The sequence below is a fragment of the Kribbella sancticallisti genome, from assembly GCF_039530625.1.
Lineage (GTDB): Bacteria > Actinomycetota > Actinomycetes > Propionibacteriales > Kribbellaceae > Kribbella > Kribbella sancticallisti.
Genome location: NZ_BAAAOS010000005.1, coordinates 1 through 22,247, shown reverse-complemented (window position 1 = coordinate 22,247; position 22,247 = coordinate 1). Strand labels below are relative to the sequence as shown.

Annotated in this window: 19 protein-coding genes and 1 pseudogene; 7 read left to right on the top strand and 13 right to left on the bottom strand. The window is 68.4% G+C overall.

Features of this window, described 5'->3' with window-relative positions; translation table 11 throughout:
* Positions 1-24: 24 nt before the first annotated feature.
* From ABD255_RS01240 to ABD255_RS01230, 3 genes are all read right to left on the bottom strand, one after another.
* Entirely contained in the window at positions 25-759 is a 735-nt protein-coding gene (locus ABD255_RS01240) for a DUF899 family protein (RefSeq protein WP_344208790.1), read from the bottom strand.
* A 61-nt stretch (positions 760-820) separates the two neighbouring features.
* Positions 821-1,870, bottom strand: a complete 1,050-nt coding sequence (locus tag ABD255_RS01235; RefSeq protein ID WP_344208788.1) for a hypothetical protein — start codon at positions 1,868-1,870, stop codon at positions 821-823.
* Between the two features lie 111 nt (positions 1,871-1,981).
* Positions 1,982-2,587: a hypothetical protein gene (locus ABD255_RS01230; protein WP_344208786.1), complete on the bottom strand. Its 606-nt coding sequence runs from the start codon at positions 2,585-2,587 to the stop codon at positions 1,982-1,984.
* Positions 2,588-2,766: 179 nt separating this feature from the next.
* Between ABD255_RS01230 and ABD255_RS01225 the strand changes: the two genes are divergently transcribed.
* The 6 genes and pseudogenes from ABD255_RS01225 (at position 2,767) to ABD255_RS01200 (ending at position 7,844) form a co-directional block, all read left to right on the top strand.
* Positions 2,767-3,927 (top strand): sensor histidine kinase, encoded by a 1,161-nt coding sequence (locus ABD255_RS01225; RefSeq protein WP_344208784.1) that lies wholly within the window; start codon positions 2,767-2,769, stop codon positions 3,925-3,927.
* Entirely contained in the window at positions 3,924-4,565 is a 642-nt protein-coding gene (locus ABD255_RS01220) for a response regulator (protein WP_344208782.1), read from the top strand. Before ABD255_RS01225 ends, ABD255_RS01220 begins: the two co-directional genes overlap by 4 nt.
* 28 nt (positions 4,566-4,593) lie before the next feature.
* Positions 4,594-5,532, top strand: a pseudogene (locus tag ABD255_RS01215) (carbohydrate kinase family protein).
* Complete coding sequence (locus ABD255_RS01210) at positions 5,525-6,433, top strand: pseudouridine-5'-phosphate glycosidase (RefSeq protein ID WP_344208780.1); 909 nt, start codon at positions 5,525-5,527, stop codon at positions 6,431-6,433. Before ABD255_RS01215 ends, ABD255_RS01210 begins: the two are co-directional and overlap by 8 nt.
* A gap of 62 nt (positions 6,434-6,495) precedes the next feature.
* On the top strand, positions 6,496-7,203 hold the full coding sequence (locus tag ABD255_RS01205) for an alpha-amylase family protein (protein WP_344208778.1): 708 nt from the start codon (positions 6,496-6,498) through the stop codon (positions 7,201-7,203).
* Positions 7,194-7,844, top strand: a complete 651-nt coding sequence (locus ABD255_RS01200) for an alpha-galactosidase (protein WP_344208776.1) — start codon at positions 7,194-7,196, stop codon at positions 7,842-7,844. Before ABD255_RS01205 ends, ABD255_RS01200 begins: the two co-directional genes overlap by 10 nt.
* A 623-nt stretch (positions 7,845-8,467) precedes the next feature.
* Here the strand turns inward: ABD255_RS01200 and ABD255_RS01195 are convergent.
* The 8 genes from ABD255_RS01195 to ABD255_RS01160 all read right to left on the bottom strand — a co-directional run bounded on the left by ABD255_RS01195 (position 8,468) and on the right by ABD255_RS01160 (position 19,914).
* Positions 8,468-10,420, bottom strand: coding sequence for a heparinase II/III domain-containing protein (locus ABD255_RS01195; RefSeq protein WP_344208774.1), 1,953 nt, complete (start codon positions 10,418-10,420; stop codon positions 8,468-8,470).
* 282 nt (positions 10,421-10,702) lie between these two features.
* Positions 10,703-12,037, bottom strand: a complete 1,335-nt coding sequence (locus ABD255_RS01190) for a M24 family metallopeptidase (RefSeq protein WP_344208772.1) — start codon at positions 12,035-12,037, stop codon at positions 10,703-10,705.
* Positions 12,038-12,136: 99 nt separating this feature from the next.
* Positions 12,137-12,910, bottom strand: a complete 774-nt coding sequence (locus ABD255_RS01185) for a cupin domain-containing protein (RefSeq protein WP_344208770.1) — start codon at positions 12,908-12,910, stop codon at positions 12,137-12,139.
* Positions 12,911-12,983: 73 nt separating this feature from the next.
* Positions 12,984-13,526 (bottom strand): hypothetical protein, encoded by a 543-nt coding sequence (locus ABD255_RS01180; RefSeq protein WP_344208767.1) that lies wholly within the window; start codon positions 13,524-13,526, stop codon positions 12,984-12,986.
* A 9-nt stretch (positions 13,527-13,535) separates the two neighbouring features.
* Positions 13,536-15,008: an NAD-dependent succinate-semialdehyde dehydrogenase gene (locus tag ABD255_RS01175; protein ID WP_344208765.1), complete on the bottom strand. Its 1,473-nt coding sequence runs from the start codon at positions 15,006-15,008 to the stop codon at positions 13,536-13,538.
* Between the two features lie 25 nt (positions 15,009-15,033).
* Complete coding sequence (gene lpdA, locus ABD255_RS01170) at positions 15,034-16,416, bottom strand: dihydrolipoyl dehydrogenase (RefSeq protein ID WP_344208763.1); 1,383 nt, start codon at positions 16,414-16,416, stop codon at positions 15,034-15,036.
* Positions 16,413-17,732, bottom strand: coding sequence for a dihydrolipoamide acetyltransferase family protein (locus ABD255_RS01165; protein WP_344208761.1), 1,320 nt, complete (start codon positions 17,730-17,732; stop codon positions 16,413-16,415). The genes lpdA and ABD255_RS01165 overlap by 4 nt, the downstream gene beginning before the upstream one ends.
* Positions 17,725-19,914, bottom strand: coding sequence for an alpha-ketoacid dehydrogenase subunit alpha/beta (locus ABD255_RS01160; protein ID WP_344208759.1), 2,190 nt, complete (start codon positions 19,912-19,914; stop codon positions 17,725-17,727). The genes ABD255_RS01165 and ABD255_RS01160 overlap by 8 nt, the downstream gene beginning before the upstream one ends.
* Positions 19,915-20,050: 136 nt before the next feature.
* On the opposite strand from ABD255_RS01160, the gene ABD255_RS01155 reads away from it, so the two are divergent.
* On the top strand, positions 20,051-20,560 hold the full coding sequence (locus ABD255_RS01155) for a VOC family protein (protein ID WP_344208757.1): 510 nt from the start codon (positions 20,051-20,053) through the stop codon (positions 20,558-20,560).
* On the opposite strand, the gene ABD255_RS01150 is transcribed toward ABD255_RS01155, so the two are convergent.
* On the bottom strand, positions 20,544-21,926 hold the full coding sequence (locus tag ABD255_RS01150) for a phosphomannomutase/phosphoglucomutase (protein ID WP_344208755.1): 1,383 nt from the start codon (positions 21,924-21,926) through the stop codon (positions 20,544-20,546). The two genes, ABD255_RS01155 and ABD255_RS01150, sit on opposite strands and share 17 nt — an antisense overlap.
* Positions 21,923-22,247, bottom strand: a 325-nt coding sequence (locus ABD255_RS01145) for a glycoside hydrolase family 130 protein (protein WP_486336040.1), incomplete at its 5' end; no start/stop codon positions are given. The genes ABD255_RS01145 and ABD255_RS01150, both read right to left, overlap by 4 nt.

Genomic DNA, 22,247 nt, shown 5'->3' with positions numbered 1-22,247 from the left:
GACATGGTCTAGCTGTTCAGATGGTCAGCGGGCGGTGAGGTCGTCGGAGTGGCCTGCTTCCAGGCGGGACCATTGGGCGATCGGGCGGCCGTTGGTGGAGAGGATGTGCGGGATCAGCGACATGTCCCACTCCTGTGGCCAGCCGGCCGGTGAGTCCTCGTACGGCTCGCGGCGGCCGTACACGGTGAGGTCCATCAGGTGATAGCTGTTGTCCATCACCTCGACGCCGCGCAGGGTGGTCCAGTAGGTCTCGAACACGCGATCGCCGTCGCGGACGTAGCAGACCAGGTACATCTGACCGATGGTGCGTCCGACGAGCAACTGGTCGAGGGAGCCGACCGCGGAGTACCAAGGCATCGTCCAGCCCATGAAGTCGCGGTAGCGGCGGCTTTCGTCGTACGGGCCCTGGCAGAAGACGGCGTACGTGATGTCGCGGGAGTGTAGGTAGGACAGTTCGCCCACCGCGCCGTTGCACCACGTGCAGCCCGGGCACTGCTCAGCAGCCGGGTGCCCGGTGTGCCACATGTGGTAGTACGCGATCAGCTGCTTGCGGCCTTCGAAGGCGTCGAGCAGGGTGACCGGTCCGTCGGGCCCGGTGACAGTGATGCCGGCATCCACCTCGACCATCGGCAGCCGTCGCCGGGCCGCGGCGATCGCGTCGGCTTCCCGGCTGTGGGCCTTCTCCCGGACCCGCAACTCGTCGAGCTCGACCTCGAAGTCCGCTCGGTCGGCCACCGAAGGCATTGCGTTGTCAGTCATGGCTGATCTCCTTTCCGCCGAGAACGTCGGAACCGTATCTCCGGACTCGACAGCCCCCCGATCACGCCACCGAAACAGGCCGCACTGTATGAGTCTTCGGGAGGCGTGCGCGCAGGCCGCCGACCAGGCACAGCCCTACCCCGAGCGCGAGCCAGCTGACCAGGACGATGACCGAGTGGGTTGCGCCGCCGCCGTCGAAGAACGCGGTGGAGCGCAGCAACTGGCCTCCAGCCCCGGGTGGCAGCAGTTGGCCGAGCGTGCCGGACCAGCCGGGCAGCATCTCGGGCGCGGTCGCCGTACCTGACAAGGGATTGCCGATGAGCATCATGGCGACGCCGCCCAGACCGAAGCCGGCGTACCCGAGCAGTGACTCCAGGCCGAGGATGCTCAAGGCGATGGCAGCGATGCTCAGGGCGATGGCGCCGGCGTTGGCCGGGTAGGAGCCGTTGAGCGAGCCGAACCAGAACTGCAGGATCGCCGCGACGGCCAGGCCGCCGGTGATCGCGAAGGCGAGCGCTCCGGTGACCCGGCGGGCGGAGCCGCGTACGAGTCTGGTCAGCAGTAGCGCGGCGAGCAGACCGCCCATAACCAGTGGAAGTGCTCCAGCGGCCAGGCCGGCGCCGCGCGGGTCGTCGGCCGGCAGGGCGGCGAGGTCGCGTACTGCGGACTGCGCGGTGCCGGTGCCCTGCGCGGTGCCGGTGCCCTGCGCGGTGCTGTTGCCCTGCGCTTGGCTGAGCCCGGTCGCGACGCTCTGCAGGGTCTGGGCGACCGCTGCGCTGGCCGCGGAGGCGGTGATGACCTGTGGGGTGCCGGAACTGACATCGATCGCGCCGTACACCTCCCGGTCGCGGATCAGCTGTTCGGCTGCGGCAGTGTCGGCGACCTCGGTGATCTCGAAGGCGTCCGGCAGACGTTGGTTGAGAGCGCCGCTGAGCTGCTCGACTGCGGCAGCCGGCCCGGCCACTGCGATTGGCACGTCGTGCACCGACGATCGCACCGACGGCCAGGCGAAGGCGGTGAGCAGCAGGCTGATAGCAGCCGTGAGCAGAACGACTGCCCCGGCCACCGCCGGCCAAGATGACGGCGATGACGTGCTTGCCTCAGTAGCCATATCTACTCCTCTACGTGGTGACGTGGCGGAAGGTCGACCACAAGACACCGCGCGAGCGATGATCCTGACACCATGTGAGCGAGGTCACTCCTGAGACCTGACGGCCTGACTTCAGGTCTGAGGGAGTCGGTGCGCTGCCGGGATCTGTCCGGTGTGGGCGTTGCGGAGTAGGAGGACGCCGACGGCGGACCAGGTTGCGAACATGCCTACCAGGGCGACGTCGTGCCACGGGTCGGCCGGGATCGCGATGGCTGCGAACGCCGCGGCCCCGGCGAGTACCAGCAGTTGCCAAACGCCGGGTGCCGGCGAGTGTCGACGCAGGGTCAGTCCCCACATGATGGGGCCGATCGACAGCAGCAGCATGCCCAACGCGAAGAGCAGGAACGACAACTCGAGCGGCGCATCGAGGATCACGCCGGTGACCAGGGCGACCAGACCGAACGCCGTGAGGAGCCCGGCTCCGACCAACGACAGCACGGCCCCGATCCGGGCCGGCCTCGTACGGCGGGCTGATTCTCGTCGCAGGCCGCGCACCGCGACGGTCAGCAGCGCGAATCCGAGCGTGCTCAGGGTCAGCAGCAGCGCGAACGCCGGAGTGTTCGTGACCGTTCCATCGTCGCGCTGAGGGTCCAGCAGCCACTCACCCTGGATGCCCGCCGTCATCAGGACACCGGCCGCGGCCGCTGCCCGCCCGGTGGAAACAACAGTCGGCAACATGATGAAACTCCTTTCGCTTCCGGCGTCCGTCGCCGGTACTCCGACGCTAGGGATCGGAGGCACCTACGGTCGTCGGCCGTGATGGGGTTTCCGTGGTCAACCGTGCGGTGGACGGGAAGGCTCCACGCCTCCACCTCACTGTGGATGTGCGACCGCGACGGAGTCGCTACCTTCGAGATATGCCGCGCGCTCGTTTGCTTGTACTCGCCGACCTGGTGGTCGTGCTGGTACTGGCGCTGTCCGCGCTTGCCGAGCTGTGGACCTCCCCATCCGGCGATCTCCAAGGTGGCCGTGGCGTGCACACCCTCCTGGTGGTGGGCTGCACCCTGCCGCTGATGGTCAGGCGTCGCTTCGCGGTCGCCGTCTTGGCGATCGTGGTCGCCGCCGCCTGGCTTCAGTTCGAACTGGGCGGTGGCCTGGGGCAACCATTCTTCGCGGCGATCCTCGCGCTCTACTCAGTGGGAGCCCAGGCCGCGTGGCCAGTGACGCTGGCAGGACCGGGGGTCGTTGCCTTGATGGCGGTGTTCGTCGACGGCCCGCGTCTGCGGGACGGAGAGCCTTGGGACCAAGTGGTGCCGGCCTGGTTCATTCTCCTCGGTGTCTGGGGATTCGGTCGCTGGATGCGCCGTCGGGTGCGGGAGTCCGCCGCGCTCAACGCACGTGCGGAGGCGGCCGAGCGGGACAAGGAGCAGCAGGCCGCGCGTGCGGTGGCCGACGAACGAGCCCGAATCGCCCGTGAGCTGCACGATCTCGTTGCCCACAGCATGGGTGTCATCGTCATCCAGGCCCAGGGCGCCCAGCGAGCGATCGACAGCGCACCCGAACAAGCTCGCGCCGCGCTGTCCTCGATCGAGACCGCGGGTCGTACCGGGCTCGCCGAGATGCGGCGGCTGCTCGGGCTGCTCAGCACGGAGCCCGAGGACGCCGGCACGACTCCACAACCGACCCTTGAGCAGGTACCCGACCTGATAGCCCGAGTGCGAGAGGCAGGCCTCACCGTCGACCTGAAAGTCGAAGGAGCCGTCCGTGCCCTACCTGCAGGTGTCGAGTTGACCGGCTACCGAGTGGTGCAGGAGGCAACGACCAACGTCTTGAAGCACGCCGGAGCGGCCTCGGTCGACGTCCGGCTGCGCTACGAGCCCGACTGCCTCGACATCGAAGTACGGGATGCCGGCTGCGCGAACAGCAACAGCGCCGACGGCGCGGAGAGCGGCGGCCACGGGCTGATCGGAATGCAGGAACGAGTCTCCCTGTACGGCGGAACGCTGCGCGCCGGCCTCCACGCCGATGGCGGCTTCGCCGTGCACGCACGGATCCCGGTGGACGGGCGACAGACATGATCCGCGTACTACTCGTCGACGATGAGGAACTCGTCCGCACCGGGCTGCGGATGATCCTCGACGCCGAGCCCGACATCACGGTGGCCGGTGATGCCGCCGACGGGGCGGCCGCGCTCGCTCGCCTCGAGGAGCTCGGTCCCGACGTAGTACTGATGGACATCCGGATGCCACGGATGGACGGCCTGGAGGCGACCCGGCGGATCTGCGCCGACGGCTCGGGGGCGAAAGTCATCGTCCTGACCACGTTCGACCTTGACGAACACGTGTACGCCGCCCTGGCCGCCGGCGCCAGTGGGTTCCTGCTCAAGGACGCGCCCGCCAGCCAGTTGGTGCACGCCATCCGGGTGGTCGCCGGTGGAGAAGCGCTGCTGGCGCCGAGCGTGACGCGCCGGCTCATCGCGCGGTTCACCGACCAGCCCTCCACAACCCGGCCGAAACTCCCGACCGACCTGACCCCGCGCGAGACCGAAGTACTCGCCCTGCTTGCCGAGGGCCTGTCGAACACGGAGATCGCGGAGCGACTGGTCGTCGGTGATGCCACCATCAAGACCCACGTCGGCCGCGTGCTCATGAAGTTGGGCGTGCGTGACCGCGTCCAAGCGGTCGTGATCGCCTACCGCTCCGGCCTGGTCAGCTGAAACAGGCTCCGTGCGGGCTGTAGGTTGAGTGCGTCGACGCAGCGAACCCGGAGCGGAGGTCAGTCTGGTGACTTCCGAATCAGCTCAGGGGCTCCTGGTGTGCATCGGTGATCTGGTTGAAGACGTCGTGGTCTGGCCGGACGGTGCGCCGCGGTCCGGGACGGACAACCCGGCGCGGATCCAGCGCGTACGAGGTGGCGCCGCGTCCAATGTCGCCGTTTTCGCAAGCAGCCTTGGTACTCCGGTCCGGTTCGTCGGCCGGGTCGGGAACGACCCAGCCGGCGAGGCACTGGTAAGTGAACTGGTCGCGGCGGGCGTCGATCCCAGGGTTTAGCGACAGGGCCGGACCGGCACGATCGTCATCCTGGTGGATGCTTCCGGAGAACGCACGATGTACCCCGACCGAGCCGCCGCGGCCGAACTCGCCGATGTTCCGGACGCGTGGCTCTCCGGCGCCGCGGTCTACCACCTCTCGGCGTACTCGCTCACCGGTCCGTCACGACGCGTCCTCTGCCGGGCCGCGGAGATCGCTCGTGCGGAGGGGGCGATCGTCACCATCGATGCGGCTTCTGTCGCTCTCATCGATTCCGTTGGAGCCGCGGCCTTCCGTGCCTTGATCGGCACGCTGCAACCGACGTACGTCTTCGCGAACGGGGTCGAAGCCGACCTCGGCTCCCTGCGAGAACTCGCCGGTCCCGGCACGACGGTTGTGGTCAAGAACGGCATGGAGCCCACCGAGATCCATGCCGCCGGCAACAAGTTGTCGACCGTCCGGATCGCCCCGGCCGACGAAGTACGTGACACGACCGGCGCCGGTGATGCGTTCGCGGCCGGCTTTCTGACCGCAATACTCGACAACGCCGAGCCTGTCGAAGCGGTGAAAGCCGGGCACAGCCTCGCCAGAAGGGCTCTCACGCAACCTGGCGCCACTCTGACCACTGATGAAGAGGGAGTTGTTCGTGACTGACAACGCCGGGGCCGTTCTTTCCGATGACGTGGCGCGGGCCTTGAGCGAAGGCCGGCCGGTCGTCGCGCTCGAGTCGACCATCTTCTCGACACTCGGCCTGCCCGCCCCAGCGAACGCCGACGCACTCGAGGTCTGCAAGCAAGCGATCCTCGACCACGGCGCCACCCCGGCTGTGGCCGCTATCCTCGACGGCCGGCCCCATCTCGGGCTCTCGCCGGACGAAGAGAAGAGAGTGCTGCAGGGCACGCGGAAGGTCGCCGAGCGGGATTTGTCAGTGGCGCGGGCCCAAGGGTGGGATGTCGGCGTCACCACAGTCTCGGCGACGGTTGCGCTGGCCCATGCGGCCGGCATCTCAGTCTTCGCCACCGGCGGCATCGGTGGTGTCCACCGCGGAGCCGAACTCAGCGGGGACATCTCGGCCGACCTCGACGCCATCGCCAACCACCCGGTCATCACCGTCTGCGCCGGCGCCAAGGCCTTCCTCGACCTGCCCCGAACACTCGAGTACCTCGAGACCGCCGGCGTCCCGGTCCTGGGCTGGCGGCACGACTGGTTCCCCGCCTTCTACACACGGTCGAGTGGTCTGCCGATCCCCCACCGGGTCGACGACGAGCAAGTGGTCTGCGACGTACTCCGGTACCGCGCGCGGCCGACCACCGGCGTACTGCTGACCGTCCCGATCCCCGTCGAAGACGAGATCCCGGAGTCACGAATCACCGCCGTACTCACTGCCGCCCTGGCGGCGAGCACCAGCGCAGGAGTCACCGGCCCTGCCGTCACGCCGTACGTGCTGGCAAGGATCGAGAAGGAAACAGACGGCCAGAGCATCCCGGCCAACCTCGCTCTGGCCCGGAACAACGCCGGCATCGCAGCCAGAATCGCCGTCGCACTGAATTCTTGACGGGGTTAAGTAACTCACCGTACGGTACCGGACATGCTCCGCTACGAAAGGTGACCCCCGCCATGTCCACCGCTCGTCTCCTTCGCCGCGCACTCGCGATGGCGACCGCCCTCCCCCTCGTACTGACCGCCACATTCGTGTCCACCAGCGCACCGGCGCAGGCCAAGAGCGACTTCAGCGTCAAGCCGTTCATGGGCTGGAGCAGCTGGAGCGTCCAGTCCTCGAGTCACCCCGACTATGGAACGAAGTGGCTCACCGAGGAACACATCAAGAACACCGCCGACTCCATGGCGGCGAACCTCAAGCACGCCGGGTACACCAACGTGAACCTCGACGCGGGCTGGAACGCCAACTGGAACTGGGAGTTCCGCACCGACGCCAACGGCATCCCCGAGGCCGATCCGGAGCGTTTCCCGAACGGCATCGCCAGCCTGGCCGACTACGTCCACGGCAAGGGCCTCAAGCTCGGCCTGTACGGCGGCGCCGGTCTGCAGAAGGCGATCTACGACAAGAACGCCCCGATCGTCGGCACCGACTGCACCACCCAGGACATCACGGTGATGCCGTTGACGCCGACCAACATGTGGGGCGGCGACTGGAAGATCGACTTCACCAAGCCGTGCGCGCAGGCCTACTTCGACTCGATCGTGGACCGCTTCGCGTCCTGGGGCGTCGACTTCCTCAAGGTCGACGGCGTCACCACCGACAACGTCCCGGACATCGAGGCGTGGTCGAAGCGATCGACCAGAGTGGACGCAAGATGTGGCTGACCGCGAGCGCCTGGCCGGTACCGCGGGAGGCCGGCGAGGGCCTGCGGCCCTGGGCGAACAGCGTCCGCGTCGACACCGACGTCGAGTGCTACTGCAACACCGTGTCGACCTGGACCAGTTCGGTCGACAACCGGTGGGAGGACCTGCCGAAGTGGCTCGACGTGGTCGAGCCGAACTACTGGCCGGACCTCGACTCGATGCCGATCTCCAACAACACCGGCGCCGGCATCCAGGACGGCATCGACGACACCGAACGGCAGAGCGTGATGACGTTCTGGTCGATGGCGTCGTCCCCGCTGTACGTCGGCGGCGACCTCGCCAGGATCGACGCCAAGGCGGTGTCGATCCTGACCAATCCCGAGGTGATCGCGGTCGACCAGGCCGGCGTGATCCCGACCCAGGTCACCGGTGGAACCCTGCAGGTCTGGAAGAAGCGGCTGCCCGACGGCCGCCTCGCGGTCGCTGTCTACAACCTCGGCAGCGAGACGTCCGACATCACGGTGCCGTGGAAGCAACTCGGCGTCAGCGGCAATCGGAAGGTCCGCGATCTGGTCAGCAGGCAGAACCTCGGCAAGTCCAACAAGTCCTGGACCGCCAAGGGCGTGCCGGCCCACGGCTCCCGCCTGATCACCCTGTCCTGACCCGTCGCGTATCGGTACGGCTGTCAACGGTGCCACGACTGCGTGCACAGTTGACAGCCGCACCAAGCGGCATGCGGCTTGCTACACCAGCGGCCTCGCGCGCGTTCCGGTAGTCCAGCGCCATCCGCCTTGCCGACCGGCCCAGCGATGTCTCGAGGCTCGGCGGGCGGGTGCGACGGAGTGAAGCCGCGGCAGCATCAGCAAGGCGTCAGCGGCCTCGTCGTCCGGGTTGCTCCGGATATACCGGTGAGGCCTGACGCCGACAGCATGAATCCGCGGCCCACGACTGCCGTCCGGCTCCTGGACGTACGCCACACCGGCAGTCCGGTCGAGCCATTGGAGGAGGTCTTCGATCGAGCTCTCTTCCAACCCACCGTGAGGACTCGCCCACTCAACGCGAGCGATGCCGCGCAGGTCCTCGCGTCCCTGCGACATCGCGACCGCAGTCACCGACAACGCCGTATAACTCGCGAGGCTCATCGATCGACGCACGCTTTCTGGTAGCCAGCCCTCGCATGGTGACACTTTCGCCGCCGAGTCGGAAGAGGTAGACAACCAAGTCATCCACGCCACCGACGCGGTATGCCTCCCCTCCGACCGGGCGACGATCGTCCATCAGATGTCTAGCCGGCTCGGTAGAGCGAGCCGCCGCCGGAGATGGCCACCGCGGTGCGTTGGCCGCCGACGTTCAGGCTGATGATGAAGGTCGTACCGGACCATCGGGTGGTGTAGGTGACCGAACCGGTGGACCGGACCGGGACGACGAACGACAGGATCGACGCGCTCGTACCCGATCGTGCGAGCATCAAGGTCGGTGCTGACTTGCGGACGTAGCTGCTCGGGTAGTACCAGCCCTGGATGGGGCTCGTCTGGGCCTGCTTGAGCAGGGTCGCGCCGGCAGGGAGTGCCTGCTCGAACGGGACCTGGAAGAGGATGGTCCTGGTCGTGTCACCGGGCGCCATCGCGACCGCTGTGGTTCGCGAGTAGACGGTTGCCCGTTGGTCCGGCGGCAAGTGCCACAGGGTTTGGAACGCCTGAGCGGTCTTCGCCGACGCGCGGTCCCACGTGACCAGCAGATCCGGGTCCTTCAACACCAGAACCGACCGGACGCGGCTGATCCCGCTGCCCGGAGCATCGACGAACTGGTACGCCTCCGCATTCGTCCGCACCGACGACGCGGTCAACCTCGTTGCCGGGTTCAGGTCTTTCGAGAGCGGGGTCGTCATCACACTGTGCGCGCTCGGGCTGACGGTCCACGCGCGCCACACGCCGGCGGAGTAGGCGGCGTACCCACCGTCGATGACGATCTCGCGGCCCCTGGCGGTGTACGTGATGCTGGTGTGGTCGCTGTGCCCATGGAACGCCCGCGACGGACCGAACCTGATGCTGTACGTCGATTCGCCCGCGAATCCCCTGGTCGGACTCGTCCCCCAGCCGGTACGGCCGAAGACATAACCGGCCGAGTAGATCCCGACCCGCCACGGTGGCGCCGTGCCCTTCGTACCCAGCGAGCCGGCGTACTCCATCGGCGTGCCCGGCCACGGGTACGGCGCCTGGAGTTCGGTGTCACCGAGTTGGTGCAGCTTGCCGAGCGAGTTCGTCGCCAGCGCCAGCCACTTGGCCAGCAACGCGCGCCGGGTCGACATCGTCGTACCGGGATCGACGCCACAGTTCTGCAGTACGGCGATGGCCCGGCCCCAGAGCGAGTAGTTGAACGCCGCATAGCCGGTCGATTGTTCGTTGGTCGATCCCTGGGCGTCGATCGAGGTGGTGATGCCGGCTCCCAGTCGCTGCTGGGCGAGGTTCTTGTAGTCCGTGCGGTTCAGCGTGCAGCCGACGCCGAACAGCGCGATGCTCTCGTCGGTGCCGTGGTTCCAGGCGCCGCTCCAGTTGTAGGTCAGGAACCGCGCGTGGCTCAGCAAGGCCGCGTCCAGCCACGCGTAGCGCGTCGGCAGCGTCGTGACCTGGAGCCCGGACAGGATCGCCTGCCGCAGGCAGATCAGCACGTTCGTCCGGTGCATGGTGGACTCCCAGGCGCCGACGTTGCCCTTCCACGAGTACGGGTTGTCGCGATGCCAGTCGTACGCGATCGTGTTCACCCGGGTCAGCGCGGTCAGATCACCCTTGCCCGCCGCGATGATGCCGTGGCCGAGCCAGCGCAGCGAGTGGAACCACATGTACCAACTGGCGTTCTTGTACGGGTTCGCCAGCCAGTTGATGTTGCCTCCGCCGTTGCCGACCGTGTACGGCGCATAGGGCCCCCAGGCGAACTGATCCTTGTACAGGTTCGCCAACGGGTTCGTCCGCTCGATCCCGCTGAAGCCCGGACACGCGTAGAAGGGCGCTGCCAGCGTCTGGACCTTGTTCACCCCGATGTCCGTGGCCGGTGGCGCGGTCGTCGGTTCGAAGTTGGTCGCGCCAGGCACGAACTGTGCCTCTTCCGGTCCCGGTGGGGCCGGCACGATCGTGATGCCCGGCGTGGCCGCCGGCGTTCGAGTCCCCCCTGTTGCGGCTCCCGCCCCCAGCACCAGAACGGCGATCCCCACGGCCACACCGGCCGTGCTCTTGTATCGCATGAGGTTGTCCCTCCCCCACGTCGCCGGACAGCGACGTCACGAGGCTCTGGCCGTCACTCGCCAGAGCCGAAGTCTGCGACCTGGGCGGGGTCCCCTCGCCTCCGCCGGGGCCAGATCCGGACAGGACGCTGCCGCCCCACCCAGGGGTCGGCCGTACACGCACCGCGCTCGGAGCGCCACAGCCGGCATTTCTTCCATAGTTGGCTTGATGCGCCCAAGGCGCCAGATGTTGCGCCCAGTTGGAGGAAGTGGCCGTCACCAGGCTTCAGCGTCGACGCCCCGTCAACGGTTGTTGAGGTGGGACTGGGCATCCCGGGTCGTCGGCAGGTAGCCGCCGGTCGTGTAGTACCGCTGCCCGGCGACCAGCAGATCCTCGGCGGGGAACTTGGTGATGACCTCGGCGCCGTCGGCAGTGACGACCAGTTCCTCCTCGATCCGGGCCGCACCCCAGCCGTCCTTGGCCGGCCAGTACGTCTCCAGGGCGAAGACCATGCCCTCCTCGATCACCTCCGGGTGGTCGAGGGAGACCAGCCGGCTGAAGACCGGCTTCTCCCAGATCGACAACCCGACCCCATGGCCGTACTGCAACGCGAACGCCGCCTCCTCGTCCGGAAAGCCGAACTCCTCGGCCCGCGGCCACAAGGTGACGATGTCCGCGGTGGTCCGACCCGGCTTCACTGCCTCGATCGCGACGTCCATGTACTCGCGGCAGCGCTTGTAGGCGTCGACCTGGGCGGCGGACGCACTCCCCACGGCGAAGGTCCGGTAGTAGCAGGTCCGGTAGCCCATGAAGCTGTGCAGGATGTCGAAGAACGCCGGGTCGCCGGGCCGGAGGAGCCGGTCCGAGAAGACGTGCGGGTGGGGCGCGCACCGCTCCCCCGAGATCGCGTTGACCCCCTCGACGTGCTCCGACCCGAGGCTGTAGAGCTTGTTCGCCACCAGCCCGACCGCCTCGTTCTCCCGCACTCCCGGGCGGAGGAAGGCGTACAGGTCGTCGTACGCCGCGTCGACCATGGAGGCGGCCGTCGTCAGCAGAGTGATCTCGTCGCGGGTCTTGATCCGCCGCGCCTCCAGGAACACCTGCTGTCCGTCGACCACGGTGAGTCCCCGGGCCTCGAGCGCCTTGAGCACCGGAATCTCGGCGATGTCGATCCCGATCGGCTCGCCGGTCAGGCCGAAACGGTCCAGTTCGGCGAAGATCTTGTCGGCCAGCGACTCGGCGATCCCCGCCTGCGGGTGGAACGCTCCGCGCAGGACCGAGATACCGGCCCGTGAACCGCTGAAGGCGCGGACCGCGTCGCTGAGCGATTCGTCGGTCCGGTGGTCCAGCCAGGGCGCGTACAGGTCGTGGTGGCGGGCCGCGGACCCGAAGTCCCACAGCACCGGCTTGCCACCGCGCGGCAGGAGCGCGAAGCGGATCAGCTTGTCCATCGCCCAGGTGCCGATATGCGTCCCGGTCATGTACCGGATGTTGTGGAAGTCGAAAGTCAGCAGCGCACCGAGATCCGAGGAATCCAGCTGCTGTTCCAGTCGCGCGAGCCGCTCGGCGCGCAACCGCTCCGGGACGACACGCTCCTCCCAGTCGACGACGTTGATTCCGAAGGTTGCCGTGCCCATCGTTGAGCCTCCGAGCTGCGAATGTTCAGCATGAGTGAAGTCCCGTCTGAAGCATGTACAGCCTAACTGAACACGAGGAGGCTGGGAAGGGCCGCCGGATCAGCCGCGCGCGGACTCCGCGGGCGGGTCGGCTGCGAGCCCCAGGTCGGTGAGGATCCTCGCGACGCCGTTCGCGTCGTCCGCACCGTCCGCGGCCTGCCCGACTTCGTCGCGCTCGCGATTGTCGACGAAGAACACGGCCTTGGCGTCCTGGTCCGTTTCGTTGGAGTAGTAATGCGGCCGGGTGGAGTCGAACGCGATCGAGTCCCCCGGGCCGACCTCGTGAACGTCGAACTCGAGGTGCAAGGTGAGCACCCCGGACAGGAGGTACGCGTACTCCACGCCCAGATGCTGCGTCCACTTGCCTTGCAGGCTGCTGGATGCTCCCGGCGCGTAAGTGACCAGGATCGGCTGGATCGAACGATCGCTGGTGACGATGGCCAGACGCTCCCAGGTCACGCCGTTCTCCATCACCAGCTTCGGATTCTCCTGGGCACGCTGCACCGCCGCACCACCGGGTGCGTGCGCCTGCGGGCGCCGGCTTTCGGCAGGCCTCGGCCGGCCAGTTCCGCTCGGCTCGGGGCCTGCCCCGCTCGGCTCGCGACCGGTGAGCACGGCGTCCATGGAGACCCCGTAGAAGGTCACCAGGCCGTAGAGGGTTCCGACGGAGGGCTGGGTCTTCCCGTTCTCCACCTGCGACAGCAGGCTCGGCGAGATCGCCAGCCGCTTGGCCACCTCGCGCAGGGTCAGCCACTTGCCCTGGCGGATGTCCTTCAACCGGGCGCCGACAGCGATCGGGAGACCACCCTGCTCGCCGGAAGATCCTGTGGCCACGGTGAACTCCCTGCTGGACGCGATGGTCGTCGGTGAACACAATCTTCAGTAGGAGTGTACGCCTTGACCCGGCTCAGGTGCGCAACGACGCGAGGATCAACTGCCGCGCGCCGCTCGCCGAGCAGGAGCCGAGCAACTGCTCGAGAAGCTCCCCACGGGCGGCGAACGGATGGACGGGCCGGCCGCACGACCTCAGGATGCTCGCGAGGTCGTCCCGGCTGAGCAGCCGACCCAACATTGCGGCGTCGTGCGCCGGTTGCGCCACCGGTTGCCGGATCGGCGCGAGTACTGCCCTGCCGGCAACGTGGCCGACGGAGTACACGCCGTACTGCGTCGCGGAGCTACCGACGGCATCCGCGACCGATCGCTCCGGCACCACCAGAGTCACCTGATCGAACACCGCCGCGAGCGCGCCTGCCGCCAACTGGTCGGGATCCGGTCGATACCGGACGAGCCAGGCGCTGGCGCGGCCCGTCTCGATCACCACCACATCGCAGCCCTCCAGCAGTCCGCCGAAGCACTCGCCGGGCACGGTCCGGTGGTGAGCGAGAAGCTCGCGGAGCGCGCGGCGCGCGTCTCGCCGCCATCGCCGGTACTGCGAACTGGTCCCGCTCATCTGCCCGGGTCACCAGTCCGTCGACACGTACTTCTCCTCGGTGAACTCGAGCAGTCCCTCGTGCCCGCCCTCCCGGCCAAGACCGCTCTGCTTGGTCCCGCCGAACGGAGCGGCCGGATCGGACACCACGCCGCGGTTCAGCCCGATCATGCCGCTGTCGAGCGCCTCGCCGACCCGCAGGCCACGGGCCAGATCCCTTGTGTACACGTAGGAAACGAGGCCGTACTCCGTATCGTTGGCGGCGGCAACCGCCTCCTCCTCGGTCCGGAAGGTGACCACCGGAGCGACCGGCCCGAAGATCTCCTCCCGCAGGATCGGCGCGTTGCCGCGAACATCGGCCAGCACGGTCGGTTCGTAGAAGAAGCCGGTCCGATCGGGCCGGCCACCGCCCGTTGCCACCCGTGCGCCGAAGTCGACGGCGGCTGCGACGAGCGAGGCGACCTTGTCGCGGCTCTCGGCGTTGACCAGCGGCCCGAGATCCACGCCGGGTTCCAGCCCGGAGCCGATCCGTAGCGCGTTCATCCGGGCGACGAGGGCGGCGGTGAAGTCGTCGGCGATGCCCGACTGGACGTAGAAGCGGTTGGCCGCCGTGCAGGCCTCCCCACCGTTGCGCATCTTGGCGATCATCGCGCCGTCCACGGCGGCCTCCAGATCGGCGTCATCGAAGACGACGAACGGCGCGTTGCCGCCGAGTTCCATCGCACAGCCGGTGACTGTCTGCGCTGCCCGGGCGAGCAGCAGCCGGCCCACCTCGGTAGATCCGGTGAAGGAAAGTTTGCGGACTCGGGGATCGTCGAGCATGGCGCCGACCACGGCACCGGACCGCCTGCTGGAGATCACGTTGACCGTCCCGGCCGGAACGCCTGCCTCTTCGAGGATCCGGGCGATCGCCAGCGCGGACAGCGGAGTCTCGCTCGCCGGCTTGAGCACCACTGTGCACCCCGCGGCGAGCGCGGGCCCCAGCTTCCGGCTCGCCATCGCCAGCGGGAAGTTCCACGGAGTCACCAGCAGCGAGACGCCGATCGGCTGGCGGAAGGTGAGGATCCGGTTCGCGCCACCCGGGGCCCGCTGGACGGTGCCGACCAGGCGGACGCTCTCCTCGGCGTACCAGCGGAAGAACTCGGCGGCGTAGGCCACCTCGGCCCGGGCGTCCGCGAGAGTCTTGCCGTTCTCGATCACGCAGATCCGGGCCAGCTCCTCGGCCCGCGCCGTCATCAGCTCGAACGCCCGTCGCAGTATCTCGCCCCTTTGCCGGGGCGGCGTTCCGGCCCACCCGGGCAGGGCATCGTGGGCGGCGGCGACCGCGGCGAGCCCGTCAGCGACCGAGCCGGCCGCGACGGTCGCGACCGTCGCTTCGGTGGACGGGTCGGTGACCGCGATCTCTTGACCGGCTTCGCCCTCCACCCAGCGTCCGCCGATCAGCAGCCCGCGAGGTACGCCGGACAGGGCGTCGATCGTGGTGGAGGCCTGAGTCTGTGTCATGGCTCTTCCTTCTTTCTGTGATCGCTCAGCCGTGCGCGTGCAACGGCTTGCCGGCCAGGGCGAGGAACGCCTCACCGATCGCTTCGTTCTGGGTCGGATGCGCATGCACCAACGGGGTGACGTCGTCGGGACGGGCCTCCCAGGCAACCGCGAGCTGGGCCTCCCCGATCAGTTCCCCCGCCCGCGCGCCGACCAGGTGGATCCCGACGACAGGGCCGTTCTTCTCCCGGACCAGCTTCACGAAGCCGGTCGTGCCGAGGATCTGGCTCTTGCCGTTGCCGGCCAGGTTGTACTCGACGCACTCCACCTGATCGGCGCCGAGCGTCTCCTCGGCCTGGGACTGGGTGAGACCGACGGAAGCGATCTCCGGGTCGCAGTAGGTGACGCGCGGAATGTGCGCCTCGGCGACGGGCGCCGGATCGAGACCGGCGAGCTCCTCGGCGACAAAGATCCCCTGCTGGAAGCCGCGATGCGCGAGCTGGAGTCCGTCGACGACGTCGCCGACGGCGAAGACGCCGGGCACCGCGGTCCGGAGCCGATCGTCGACCTTGATAAACCCGCGATCCAGCACGACGCCGGCTTCCTCATAGCCCAGGTCGGCCGTCCGGGGACCCCGTCCGACCGCGACCAGCAGGACATCGGCCTCGAGAACGTCCGACTCACCGGCTTCGAGGGTGATCGAGACCTGCTTCTCGCCCTGCTCGACCTTGCCGACCCGTACGCCGGTACGAACGGTGATGCCGCGTCGCCTGAAGGCACGTTCCAGCGCCTTGCCGCAGGCCCGGTCCTCGTTCGGCACCAGGCCCGGGAGCGCCTCGACGACCGTGACGTCGACGCCGAACGAGTGCCACAGGCTCGCGAACTCCACCCCGATCACGCCACCGCCGAGGACGATCGCCCGGCGCGGTAGCTCCGGCAGACAGAGTGCCTCCGACGAGGAGAGCACGCGGCCGCCGTACGCGAGGCCGGGAAGGCTGCGGGCCATGGATCCGGTGGCGAGGACGACCGCTTTCCTCGCGGTGTAGGACTGATCGCCGACCTGCACGGTGGATGGCGAGGTGAGGCGACCGTGTCCCTGGACCAGAACGATCTTGCGGCTGGCAACGAGTCCTTGCAGGCCCTGGTAGAGGCGGTCGACAACGCCGTCGCGGTAGGCGTACACGGCGGGCAGGTCGATGCCCTCGAAGGTCGCGCGGACTCCGATCGTCGCGGCGTGCCGCGTCGCGTCGGCGACCTCGGCCGCATGGAGAAGCGCCTTGGTCGGGATGCAGCCGCTGTGCAGGCAGGTGCCGCCGAGCTTGTCCTGCTCGATCAGGGCGACGCTGAAACCGAGCTGGGCCCCGCGCAACGCGGCCGCGTAGCCGCCCGATCCGCCGCCGAGGACGACCAGGTCGTACTCGGTGCTCATAGCAAGATCCTGAGCGGGTGTTCGAGCAGGTCGACGTACGCCTTCATCCACTGGGCGGCGGTGGCGCCGTCCACTGGACGGTGATCGACCGCCAGTGTCAGGCGTAGTACCGAAGCGACGATGACAGCGTCATCCTCGACGACCGCCTGCGGACGGATCGCGCCCACAGCCAGGATCGCCGCCTGCGGCGGATTGATGATCGCCGCGAAGTCCTCGGTGCCGTACATCCCGAGGTTCGTGATCGAGATCGTGCCGCCCTCCAGTTCGTCCTGCCGGAGCCGGCGGTCCTTCGCGCGAGCGATCAGGTCCTTCGTCGCCGCAGCCACGCTACTCACGGGCAGGCTGTCCACACCGCGGACCACCGGGGTGACCAGACCGCCGTCGGTCGCCACCGCGACGGCGATGTCGACCTCCCGGACGTGGCGGATCGACGTGTCGTTCCACTGCACGTTCATGGCCGGGACCTCGGCATGGGCCCGCGCGATCGCCTTGACCAGCAGGTCGTTGACCGACACCTTGACTCCCCCGCCGGCGTTGATCTGCCGGCGCAGGTCCATCAGGGCGTCAACGCGTGCGGCGGCTCGCAGATAGAAGTGCGGGATGCTCTGCTTGCTCTCCGTCAGGCGCCGGGCGATGGCCATCCGCATCCGCGAGTTGGGCACCTCCACGACTCCCGGCGCCTCGACCTCAGCGCCGGCGCTCGTCGTCAACGCCGCGTCCCGATCAGCCGCTACTACATCCCAATCCGCCGGTACCGCGTCCCGATCCGCCGGTACCGCGCCCCGATCCGCCGGTACCGCGCCCCGATCCGCCGGTACCGCGTCCCGATCCGCCGGTACCGCGGCGAGGGCCGCCTCGATGTCGGCGCGGCGGATCCGCCCGTTCGGGCCGCTGCCGGGGACGGCAGCCAGGTCCACCCGGGACTCACGGGCGAGGCGTCGCGCGAGCGGGCTCGCGAAGATCCGCTCACCCTTGCTCGGAGCAACCACTTCCGGCACGGCCGGACCAGCGGCAACAGCCTGCTCCGGATCGCCGGTCAGCGACGCCACCAAGGCGTCCACGGCGGACTCCGGCTCGTCCGGTACACCCCAGATCGCGATCGGCGTACCGACCGCGACGGTGGCACCCGCGTCCACCAGCAGGCGCAGGAGGATGCCGTCGGCCTCGGCCTCGACGTCGACCACGGCCTTCTCGGTCTCGACCGTGACGATCGGATCGCCCGCCGAGTAAGGGGTTTTCACCTCGACGATCCAGGACTCCAGGATCCCTTCCGCGGTGTTCGCCGCGACCTCCGGCATCCGCAGGATCTCAGCCATGGAGCCGCTCCTTCGAGAGTTCACGGAGCTTCGCGACGACTTCCTCGGTGGACGCGAACGCGGCCCGCTCCAGCACCTTGCTGATGCTCGGCGACGCTTCACCACCCGTCACCCGCTCGATCGGGGCGTCGAGCCAGTCGAACAGGCGGCGCTGGATCTCGTCCGCGAGCCAGCCGCCGTACGACGTACCGACGGCGCCCTGTTCGGCGATCAGCACGTTGTTCGTCTTCGTCACGGACCGGGTGATCGTGTCCCAGTCCAGGCTGGCCCGGTCCAGCCAGCGAAGATCGATCACCTCCGCGTCCATTCCCGTCTCCTCGACGGCGGCCAGGACCGCGGGCGTCATTGCGAGGTAGGTGATGATGGTCAGCGCCGCGCCCTCACGCCGTACGGCGGCCTTGCCGACCGGGAGGTGGTGGTCGAGGTTCCCCTCCAGCCCCGGACCGGTCGAGTTGTAGAGGTCCACGTGCTCGAGCACCACGACCGGGTCGTCACAGGCCAGCGCGGTGTTCATCAGGCCGACGTAGTCGAACGGCGTCGACGGCGCGACGATCCGCCAGCCCGCCGCCGTCGCGAAGATGCCGGCCGGGTCCATCGAGTGTTGTGACCCGTAGCCCGTGCCGGTGGCCACTTTGCTGCGCAGTACGAACGGCACCTTGCTTTCGCCGCCGAACATGTGCCGCGCCTTGCCGATCTGGTTGAACAACTGGTCCGCCGCCACCCACATGAAGTCGGCGTACATGAACTCGACGATCGGCCGGAAGCGGCCGTCCAGCGCGAGTCCCCCGCCCAGCCCCGCGAACGCGTTCTCCGAGATCGGAGTCCCGAGCACCCGGTCCGGGAAGGCGTCGCTCAGCCCCCGGGTGGCGCCGTTGGTGCCGCCGTTGAGCTGGTGCACGTCCTCGCCCATCACCACGACGCGGGCATCGGTCTCCAGCCGGCGGCCCATCACGGCGGCCACAGCCCCGATGAACTTCACCTCGGTCAGCTCGCCGGCGAAGTCCTCGGCATCGGTGAACTCGATCCCGGCCAGCTCTGACAGATCGCCGCGGATGCCCTGGTCGACGAACGCCGGGTCCGGCCACTCCGACGGCACGATGCGGCGCTCGCCCGGTTTGCCGCCCGGGCGAGGCTCCAGAATCACATCGCCGATCTCGGACATCAGGGCCTTGGCGCGTTTGATCGTCTCCGCGACCGCCTTCTTGGTGAGGATTTTGCGGCGTACCAGGTGCCCCGCCGTGACATCGATCGGATCACGCGCGCGCCACCGCGCTTCCTCTTCCTTGCTGCGATACCGGAACGCCGAGCCGGGGAACGGGCCGTTCTGGTGGAAATAGCGGTACACGTCGGCCTCGATCATGACCGGCCCCTTGCGGCTGCGCAGGTGGGACAACGCCTCCTGTGTGACGAGGTACACGGCCAGTGGATCCATGCCGTCGACCTTCCAGCTCCGGATGCCGAAGCCGGGGCCGCGGCCGGACAGCCTCGGCTCGGCGGTGACCTCGGAGACGTGGGTCGAGACGGCGTACAGGTTGTTCTCGACGAAGAAGCACAGCGGTAGCGACCAGGCGCCGGCCAGGTTGAGGGTCTCCAGCGTCGAGCCGATGTTGGTCGCGCCGTCGCCGAAGAAGGTGAAGGCCACGGCGTCGGTGCCGGACTTCTTGTGGGCCCACGCGGACCCTGCCGCCAAGGGCACGCCGCCACCGACGATCGCGTTGGTGCCGATCGCGCCGGCCTCGTGCCACTGCAGGTGCATGCTGCCGCCCCGGCCGTGGCTGAACCCTCGGTCCAGGCCGCAGATCTCGCGCAGGCTCCGCAGCAACACGTCCCGTACGTCGTCCGGGAACGGCTTCGCCGGGTCGATGCCCTTCGGATGCAGGTGGGCGAGCACCTTGGCGAGGAACTGGTGATGGCCGCGGTGCGACCCGTTCACCGTGTCCTCGGAGGTGAGCGCGAAGCAGGCGCCGACCGCGCCGCCCTCCTGTCCGATGCTCGAGTGCGCCGGGCCGTGGATCAGCCCGTCCGCCGCGAGCTCGAGGACGTACTCCTCGAAGGTCCGGATCAGCACGAGCTGGCTGAACATCCCGGTCAGCAGTTCGGGCGCGGCGGCGTCCCAGTCGTCCTGGGTGACGGCGAACTCCGACCAGTCGGCACTGGCTTCGAGTGGATGTTCCGCAGGCATCGAGAGCCCCCTTCAGAGGATCGGAATGCCTTGAACCTTGCCACATGATTGGATCCATTTTCAAGTGCCTCTCGACACTACTGCTGTCCATCACGCATGATGATGGAACTTATTGGATCCAATGAGAGGAGTGATTGTGACTCTGCCCGGCCTGACCCGCCTGGACCACATCGGCTTCACGGTGCCGGACCTGGAGCAGGCACACGCCTGGCTCGTGGACGTCCTCGGCTGCGAGTACCTGTACTCGCTCGGCCCCTTCAGCTCGGCGGACGACTGGATGGCCGAGCACCTGAACGTCGACCCGCGAACGGTGATGCGGCAACTGCGCTTCTACCGGTGCGGCGGCCAGGCCGTGTTCGAGGTCTTCGAGTACCAGGCGGATCCGCAACAGGCCGTTGTCCCGCGCAACAGCGATGTCGGCGGCCACCACCTCGCCCTGTACGTCGAGGACCTCGACGCGGCCGTCTCGTACCTGAGGGACCGGGGCGTTCCCGTGCTGGGTGAACCGACCGCGAGTTCAGGCCCGTCGTCGGGGCAGCGCTGGGTCTACTTCGTGGCGCCGTGGGGTATGCAGTTCGAACTCGTGTCCTATCCCGCCGGCAAGGCGTTCGACCATGACCCGGCGTCGTTCAGAGGTGACCACTGACCGCTCGGGCGGTGAGCAGATCGATGACCTCGTCACGAAGCCGCGTCATGGTCTGCTGGTCGGCCGCTTCGACGTTGAGGCGGAGCAGTGGCTCGGTGTTGGAGGGCCTCAGGTTGAACCACTCTCCGCCCGGCAGGGTGATGGTCAGACCGTCCAGTTTGTCGGCAGTCGCGCCGTTCGCCGTGTAGAGCGTTTCGACCCGGTCCAGGACGGCAGGGATATCGGTGACGGTGCGATTGATCTCGCCGCTGGCCACGTAGCGGGAGAACTGAGCCGCCAGTGCTGACAGCGGCCGGTCGGTCTGCCCGAGGGCGGCCAGTACGTGGAGCGCGGCCAGCATGCCGGTGTCGGCACGCCAGAACCGCCGGAAGTAGTAGTGGCCGGAGTGTTCGCCGCCGAAGACCGCGTCGTGGTCGGCCATCACCTGCTTGATGAACGAGTGACCGACCCGGGCACGGACGGGTTCGCCGCCGTGCTCGACGACCTGCTCGGCGACAGCCTTGCTGGTGATGACGTTGTAGACAATCGCCGAGCCGGGGTGCCGGGCGAGCTCGCGGGTGGCGATGAGACTGATGATGTCGTTCGCTGAGACGGCGTCGCCGTGCTCGTCGACGAAGAAGCAGCGATCCGCGTCACCATCGAAGGCCAATCCGATGTCGGCTTCGTGCCGGCGGACCGCTGCGCGCAGGTCGACCAGGTTGGCCGGTTCCAGCGGGTTGGGCTCGTGGTTGGGGAAGGTGCCGTCGAGCTCGAAGTACAGCGGCACGATCTCGAAGGCGGGGTTGTCGAGCACGGCGGCGGCGGTGTGTCCGGCCATGCCGTTGCCGGCGTCGACCACGATCTTCAAGGCGCGGCTGCCGTCGAGGCTGACGAGACTGCGCAGATACTCGGCGTACGACGGCAGCAAATCCTCGGACCGCACGGTCCCCGACGGGCCGTCGTACTCCGGCAGCCTGGTTTCGAGCAGGGTCCTGATCTCGGCGAGACCGGTCTCTCGCCCGACAGGTGCCGCTCCCGCGCGGCAAAGCTTGATGCCGTTGTACGCGGACGGGTTGTGGCTGGCGGTGATCATCGTGCCGGGCATCGCCCGCGCGCCGGTGGCGTAGTACAGCATGTCGGTGGAGGCGAGCCCGATCGCGAGCACATCGGCGCCGCGGCTGGTGACGCCGGCGGCGAAGGCGTCGGCCAACTCCGGCGAGGAGACGCGCATGTCGTGTCCGACGGCGATCTGTTCCGCACTGGTGAGGTGCGCGAAGGCCGCACCGACCTGGAAGGTCAGTTCAGCGTCGAGTTGGTCCGGGACCGTACCGCGGATGTCGTTGGCCTTGATCAGTTTGTCGAGCAGGGACTGACGGGAGGTGATCATGGCAGTCGGTCCAACCGGGCTACGCCGATCTTGGCGTCGGCCATGCCGTAGAAGACGTAGTGCACGCCGTCCACCTCCTCGATTGCGGTCGGGAACACGACGTTCCCCACGGTGCCGATTCGTTCTTCCTCGGTTTCCGGGACGAGGATGGGCTCCGCGGTCCGAGCCAGCACTCGGGTGACGTCCGCAGGATCGAGGAGCAGCGCCCCGGCGGAGTAGCTGACCTTCTGCGTGGTCGGGTCGAAGCCCTTGGGCTGCTCCCCGGTGACGCCGTGATGGATGACGAGCCAGCCCTCCGGCACCCGAAGCGGTGCGGGCCCG

What these genes read in the sequence shown, in the direction of transcription:
- ABD255_RS01180 (WP_344208767.1), bottom strand. Translation starts at nt 13,526, where the DNA reads ATGAGCGGGACCAGTTCGCAGTACCGGCGATGGCGGCGAGACGCGCGC.
- ABD255_RS01200 (WP_344208776.1), top strand. Translation starts at nt 7,194, where the DNA reads ATGTGGCTGACCGCGAGCGCCTGGCCGGTACCGCGGGAGGCCGGCGAG.
- ABD255_RS01240 (WP_344208790.1), bottom strand. Translation starts at nt 759, where the DNA reads ATGACTGACAACGCAATGCCTTCGGTGGCCGACCGAGCGGACTTCGAG.
- ABD255_RS01225 (WP_344208784.1), top strand. Translation starts at nt 2,767, where the DNA reads ATGCCGCGCGCTCGTTTGCTTGTACTCGCCGACCTGGTGGTCGTGCTG.
- ABD255_RS01230 (WP_344208786.1), bottom strand. Translation starts at nt 2,587, where the DNA reads ATGTTGCCGACTGTTGTTTCCACCGGGCGGGCAGCGGCCGCGGCCGGT.
- lpdA (WP_344208763.1), bottom strand. Translation starts at nt 16,416, where the DNA reads ATGAGCACCGAGTACGACCTGGTCGTCCTCGGCGGCGGATCGGGCGGC.
- ABD255_RS01220 (WP_344208782.1), top strand. Translation starts at nt 3,924, where the DNA reads ATGATCCGCGTACTACTCGTCGACGATGAGGAACTCGTCCGCACCGGG.
- ABD255_RS01175 (WP_344208765.1), bottom strand. Translation starts at nt 15,008, where the DNA reads ATGACACAGACTCAGGCCTCCACCACGATCGACGCCCTGTCCGGCGTA.
- ABD255_RS01195 (WP_344208774.1), bottom strand. Translation starts at nt 10,420, where the DNA reads ATGCGATACAAGAGCACGGCCGGTGTGGCCGTGGGGATCGCCGTTCTG.
- ABD255_RS01165 (WP_344208761.1), bottom strand. Translation starts at nt 17,732, where the DNA reads ATGGCTGAGATCCTGCGGATGCCGGAGGTCGCGGCGAACACCGCGGAA.
- ABD255_RS01160 (WP_344208759.1), bottom strand. Translation starts at nt 19,914, where the DNA reads ATGCCTGCGGAACATCCACTCGAAGCCAGTGCCGACTGGTCGGAGTTC.
- ABD255_RS01235 (WP_344208788.1), bottom strand. Translation starts at nt 1,870, where the DNA reads ATGGCTACTGAGGCAAGCACGTCATCGCCGTCATCTTGGCCGGCGGTG.
- ABD255_RS01190 (WP_344208772.1), bottom strand. Translation starts at nt 12,037, where the DNA reads ATGGGCACGGCAACCTTCGGAATCAACGTCGTCGACTGGGAGGAGCGT.
- ABD255_RS01205 (WP_344208778.1), top strand. Translation starts at nt 6,496, where the DNA reads ATGTCCACCGCTCGTCTCCTTCGCCGCGCACTCGCGATGGCGACCGCC.
- ABD255_RS01150 (WP_344208755.1), bottom strand. Translation starts at nt 21,926, where the DNA reads ATGATCACCTCCCGTCAGTCCCTGCTCGACAAACTGATCAAGGCCAAC.